Source organism: Cereibacter changlensis JA139 (assembly GCF_003034985.1).
GTDB classification, from domain to species: domain Bacteria; phylum Pseudomonadota; class Alphaproteobacteria; order Rhodobacterales; family Rhodobacteraceae; genus Cereibacter; species Cereibacter changlensis.
Genome location: NZ_PZKG01000194.1, coordinates 1 through 5,726 on the forward strand (window position 1 = coordinate 1; position 5,726 = coordinate 5,726).

The 5,726-nt window shown below is 70.8% G+C and carries 6 protein-coding genes; 3 read left to right on the plus strand and 3 right to left on the minus strand.

Annotated features, from left to right (window positions below; all coding sequences use genetic code 11):
• From C5F48_RS21440 to C5F48_RS21450, 3 genes are all read left to right on the plus strand, one after another.
• The coding region (locus tag C5F48_RS21440) for a GMC family oxidoreductase (protein WP_258186549.1) at positions 1 to 822 on the plus strand (822 nt) is incomplete at its 5' end.
• A gap of 27 nt (positions 823 to 849) precedes the next feature.
• A complete protein-coding gene (locus C5F48_RS21445; protein WP_107665794.1) occupies positions 850 to 1,905 on the plus strand; it encodes a YeiH family protein in 1,056 nt (351 codons plus the stop codon).
• A gap of 312 nt (positions 1,906 to 2,217) precedes the next feature.
• On the plus strand, positions 2,218 to 3,432 hold the full coding sequence (locus C5F48_RS21450; protein ID WP_107665795.1) for an aminotransferase: 1,215 nt from the start codon (positions 2,218 to 2,220) through the stop codon (positions 3,430 to 3,432).
• On the opposite strand, the gene C5F48_RS21455 is transcribed toward C5F48_RS21450, so the two are convergent.
• From C5F48_RS21455 to C5F48_RS21465, 3 genes are all read right to left on the minus strand, one after another.
• Positions 3,330 to 4,454 (minus strand): amidohydrolase, encoded by a 1,125-nt coding sequence (locus C5F48_RS21455; RefSeq protein WP_107665796.1) that lies wholly within the window; start codon positions 4,452 to 4,454, stop codon positions 3,330 to 3,332. The two genes, C5F48_RS21450 and C5F48_RS21455, sit on opposite strands and share 103 nt — an antisense overlap.
• A 203-nt stretch (positions 4,455 to 4,657) precedes the next feature.
• On the minus strand, positions 4,658 to 5,056 hold the full coding sequence (locus C5F48_RS21460) for a c-type cytochrome (RefSeq protein WP_107665797.1): 399 nt from the start codon (positions 5,054 to 5,056) through the stop codon (positions 4,658 to 4,660).
• 29 nt (positions 5,057 to 5,085) lie between these two features.
• The gene (locus C5F48_RS21465; RefSeq protein ID WP_107665798.1) at positions 5,086 to 5,433 is read right to left on the minus strand and encodes a DUF4342 domain-containing protein; all 348 of its coding nucleotides are present in this window, start codon (positions 5,431 to 5,433) and stop codon (positions 5,086 to 5,088) included.
• Positions 5,434 to 5,726 lie beyond the last annotated feature (293 nt).

Consider the following 5,726-nt stretch of genomic DNA (forward strand, 5'->3'; position numbering starts at 1 on the left):
GGCGAGGCCGACGCGCTGCGCGCCCATGGCGTCGCGGTGCAGGCCGACAGGGCCGAGGTCGGCCGCAACCTGCAGGATCACCTGCAGGCCCGGCTGGTGTTCAAGTGCCGCGAGGCGACGCTGAACGACGAGATCCGCAGCTTCTACGACAAGGCGCGGATCGGGCTGGAATACGCGCTGTTCCGCAGCGGGCCGATGACCATGGCGGCGAGCCTGGTCTTCGGCTTCATGAAGACGCGGCCGGGGCTCGCAACGCCCGACATCCAGTTCCACATCCAGCCCTGGTCCGCCGACAGCCCCGGCGAGGGGGTGCATCCCTTCTCGGCCTTCACCCAGTCGGTCTGCCAGCTGCGCCCCGAGAGCCGCGGCCGGATCGGCCTGCGCTCCGCCGATCCGATGCAGCACCCGCTGATCGAGCCGAACTACCTCGCCACGCGCAGCGATCAGGACACGCTGGTCGCGGGCATCCGCATGGCCCGCGCCATCGCCCGGACCGAGCCGCTGCGCGGCGCGATCTCGGAGGAGTTCCGCCCGGCGGCCGGGCTCGAGACCCGGGACGAGCTGCTGGACTGGGCCCGGATGAACTCGACGACGATCTACCACCCGACCGGCACCTGCCGGATGGGGCCGGACGACGCTGCGGTGGTCGACGCGCGGCTGCGGGTGAAGGGGCTGCGCGGATTGCGGGTTGCCGATTGCTCGATCATGCCCGACATCGTCTCGGGCAACACCAACGCCCCGGCGATGATGATCGGGGCGAAGCTCGCGCGGATGGTGGCGGAGGACCGCAAGGCGGCCGCCGCGCCCGCCCCCGCCGCCTGAAACCCGTTGACCACCCGAAGGCCCGACATGCCCTCTCCGACCTCCCGCCTCGCCGATCCCGTGAAGCCGCTGTTGCAGAGCCTGCGGCTGGCCGCGCCCGGAGTGATGATCTGCCTGATGGCCGCCATCGCCGCGCAGTTCATCTCGGAGCATTACGGCGCGCCGGCCATGCTGATGGCGCTGCTCTTCGGCATGGCGCTGCCCTTCGTCTCGGACCCGCAGAGCCGCACCGCGTCCGGCGCCGGCCTGGCGGCGCGCAGCCTGCTGCGGCTCGGCGTGGCGCTGCTGGGCGCGCGGATCTCGGTGACCATGCTGATGGACCTCGGCTTCGGCACCATCCTGCTGGTTGCCGCGGGCCTCGTGGCCACCATCCTCTTCGGCATGGGGCTGGCCCGGCTTCTGGGGCGAAGCGCCAGCTTCGGCTTCCTCACCGCGGGGGCGGTGGCGATCTGCGGCGCCTCGGCGGCCATGGCCATCGCGGCGGTGATCGCCCGGCCCGGCCGCGGCAAGGAGGACGAGGACGACCTCTTGTTCACCGTGCTGGGAGTGACGCTGCTGTCGACGCTGGCGATGATCCTCTACCCGATCCTCGCCGCCCGGCTCGGCTTCGACGCAACCGCCTCGGGGGTGTTTCTCGGCGGCACGATCCATGACGTGGCGCAGGTGGTGGGGGCGGGCTTCTCGATCAGCCCCGAAGTCGGCGAGACGGCGACGCTGGTCAAGCTGATGCGGGTGGCGATGCTGGCCCCGGTGGTGCTGGTCGCCTCGCTGGTGATGATGCGGCAGTCCGGCGACGGGCCGGCGCCCGCAGGCGGCCGCCCGCCGCTGCTGCCCGGCTTCGTGCTGGGCTTCATCGCCCTCGCCGCGCTGAACTCGCTCGGGCTGATCCCCGCGGCCCTGTCGGACCTCGCCGCCACCCTGTCGCGCTGGCTCCTGCTGACCGCGATGGTCGCGGTCGGTATGCGCACCTCGATCCAGCGGCTCCTGAGCCTCGGCCCGGTCGCCGCCCTGGTGCTGATCGCCGACACGCTGTTCATCGCGGTCTTCATCCTCGCCGGGCTGCGCTGGACCGGGCATTTCTGACGGCCCGCCGGCGTGCGCCGGGCGCGGCCTCGTGGCGTTTCGCTGGCAATGAAGGCAGTCGGTTGGTCCTGCACCGGCGCCGCCGATTTCCGCAGCGCAAGATCTTGCAGAAGTTGATGCACGCCGCGGCGCGAGGCGCCGAGGACAGCTGCCAGCGGAACGAAAAAGTCTTTCGGCTATCCATCTCGCGTGCATCGTGACCCTCGCCCTGCCGGCGCGACAGGCGTCGCCCCATGCGCATGGCTTCGGGCTGGACGGCGCCGGCGTCGCGTGCCACTTTCCGGAAAATGGTCCCAAACCCGAGGAAATCCCGTGAAGATCGAACCCTTTGGCGTCGAAATCTGGATGAACGAGTATGAGACCAAGTGCCGTCTGAACCTCGCCGAAACCTGTGTCGAGAGCCTGACCATCGCGGAGCTGCTGGAACTCACCGGGTCGAATACCGCCGATCTTTCGGCGCTGCTGCCGATGAAGATGACCTATGGCGCGATCGAGGGGTCCGAGCGGCTGCGCAACGCCATCGCCGCGTTCTATGACAGCCAGAGCCCGCAGAACGTGATCGTCACCCATGGCACCATCGGCGCCAACATGCTGGTGCATCGCGCGCTGGTGGAGCGGGGCGACCGGGTGGTGTCGATCGTGCCGACCTATCAACAGCACCATTCGATCCCGGCCAGCATCGGCGCGGATGTCCACTTGCTGCAGCTGCAGGAGAAGGACGGCTGGCTGCCCGATCTGGGGGCGCTCAGGGCGCTGGCGCTGCCGGGCACGAAGCTCATCGCCCTGACGAACCCCAACAACCCCACCGGCGCGCTGATCCCGCGCGAGATGCTGCTCGAGATCGCCGAGATCGCCCGCGCGGCGGGGGCCTGGGTGCTGTGCGACGAGGTCTATCGCGGCACCGATCAGGAGGGGCCGGGGATGACCGTCTCCATGGCCGATCTCTACGAGAAGGGCATCAGCACGGCGGGCATGTCGAAGGCCTTCAGCCTGGCCGGGCTGCGGCTCGGCTGGGTCGCGGCGCCGCCGGAGGTGATCGCCGAGGTGCTGATCCAGCGCGACTACGACACGATCAGCGTCGGCATGATCGACGACCATTTCGCCACGCTGGCGCTGGAGAATGCCGGGCGCGTCCTGGCCCGCTCGCGCGCGATCACCCGCGGCAACCTTGCCCTGCTGGCGGAGTGGATCGAGGCGGAGCCGAAGCTGTCCTGGGTGCGGCCGCGCTCCGGCACCACCGCGTTGGTGAAGCTCGATCTGCCGATGAGCTCGCGCGAGTTCTGCACCGAGCTTTTGCGCGAGACCGGCGTGATGTTCACCCCCGGCTCGGCGATGGGGATGGAGGGCTATGTCCGGATCGGCTACGCCAACCCCCCCGAGGTGCTGCGCGAAGGGTTGGCGCTGGTGTCGGGCTTCCTCGCCCGTCACGGATCGCGGATCAGCCGCTCCCAGAAGCGCGCGCCGGTGTCGAGCACGGCGTCGTTGAACTGGAAGTCCGGGCTGTGGAGGCCGGGACCCGGCTCCTGACCGAGGAACAGGAAGGCGCCGGGGCGGGCCTGCAGCATGAAGGAGAAGTCCTCGCTGACCATCAGCGGCGGCGTATCCGTCACTGTCGGCGCGATGGCCGCGGCGCTGCGGGCGGCACGGGCCATGGCGGCAGGATCGTTCACCGTCACCGGGTAATCGCGCAGATACTCGACCTCGACCCGCGCGCCATGCGCTGCCGCGACCCCGGTGGCGATGCGTTCGATGGCCGCCTCGCACTGGTCGCGCACCGCCTCGTCCAGCGTGCGGACGGTGCCGGCGAGACGGGCTGTCGGCGCGATGATGTCCTCGTTGTCGGAGGCCTCCATCCGGGTGATCGAGATCACCGCCGAGGCCAGCGGGTCGAGGCTGCGCGAGACCACGGTCTGCAGCGCGAGGTGGATGTGGCTTGCGACCAGGCCGGGGTCGATGCAGGTCTCGGGCCGCGCCGCATGGCCGCCGCGCCCCTCGATGCGGATGCGCAGGCTGTCGGCCGCCGCCATGATCCCGCCGGGACGGGTGCCGAAAGTGTTTTCCGCCAGCCCCGGCAGGCAGTGCATGCCGAAGACCTCCTCGATGCCGAACCGCTCGATCAGCCCGTCCTGCAGCATGGCCCGCGCCCCGGCGCCGCCGTTCTCCTCGGCGGGCTGGAAGACGAAGACGGCGGTGCCCGCGAAGTCGCGCCGTGCGGCGAGACGGCGCGCGGCCAGCAGCAGCATCGCCATGTGCCCGTCATGGCCGCAGGCATGCATCCTGCCGGGGTGGAGCGAGACCGGATGCGCCGAGGCCGTCTCGAGGATCGGCAGCGCGTCCATGTCGGCGCGCAGCCCGGTCACCGGGCCGGGCCTGTCGCCCCGCGCCACCGCGACCACCCCGCTGCCGCCGATGCCGGTTTCCACCGCGAGGCCGAAGCTGCGCAGCCGCTCCGCGACGAAGCCCGCCGTCCAGGGCAGATCGAACAGCAATTCCGGGTGGCGGTGCAACTCGTGCCGCCAGCCGATGGCCTCTTCCAGATCCCGCGTCATGATCCCTCGCTCGCTGTCCCGCCCGCCCTGCTACGCGGCTTCGCGCGGCTGCGCCACCCCGTCGGGGTAAGCAGAAGCGAGCCTGGTCCTGCGGCGGTCGCTCGGGCGTGACGGCTTCGGGCCAACGGCGAGGGGGCGAAGAGCCGTGTGCCGGGGCGTCCTCGGAGGAGAACAAGAGGCCAAGGAAACCCGCGCGGCCCGCGTCAGTCCTGGATGCTCTCCAGCCAGGCGACCAGATCCACGACCGGTTCGCTGGTCAGGATCGGCCGGCCGCTCGGGGCCTTCATCGCGCGGTCGCGGCCCTCGAAGAAGTCGCCGTAGATCGGCATCGGGCTGCCGTGCGAAACCAGCGGCTCGCGGCCGTCGATCCGCATCACCACGCGTTCCGTCGGGAAGATGCCGCCGTTGGACAGCGAAAGCCGCGTCAGGTCCGCCGGTTGCAGGGTCAGCACTGCCGCGGTGGGGCCGTGGCCCTCGGCGTCGATGCCGTGACACTGGACGCAATGGCGCAGGTAGGTCTCCCGCCCGCGCGCCGCGTCCTGGGCGAGGGCGGGCGGCGCCGCGAGGAGGGCGGCGAGGACCAGCAGGACGGGCCTGTGCATCGGGCGCTCCCTTGGCGGCGGGTGGTCGGTCAGGGCCCCGGCGGGGTCTCCGGTTTCTCCCCGTTCCTGACGATCTCGATCTTGACCTTGACGACGAAGGCGGCGAGCGCGCCGAGCAGGGCGAGCAACGGCGCGGCGACGATCACCGCGCCCCCCGCGATCGCGCCGATGGTCAGCGGCATCTCCAGCGCGATGTCGCCGTCCGGCTCGATGATCCTGATGCGCCGGACCTTGCCCTCGGCGGCCAGCCGCTTGATCTCGGCGATCAGCTCCTCGCCCCGCACCTCGATCTGCTCGGTCCAGGTCGGCTTGTGGGCTTGGTTCGGCGGCGGTTCTTCGGGTGCATCGGCGTCGGTAGAGGCTGTGGCGTTCTTCATCCCTGACCCTCCAGCAAGCAATGTACCGCCATCCTGCACCATTCGCCGCCGCCGGCATTGATGCAGATCAGCGGCTGACTTCCAGACCGGCGCGTGGTCGCGCGGACTGCGTGCCGAGCTCGGTCGATAAGGGGAAGACGACGCTAGCTGACCGCCGGCGCGCCCTCATAAAGCCGCTGCGCCTCCAGCAGCGCCTCGTCCAGCCTGCGGCCCTCGGCATAGGCCGCGAGCTTGTCGGGCCGCACCATGCCCTCGGGCACATGCGGGCAGGGCTGGGCGGCGCCGATCAGGGT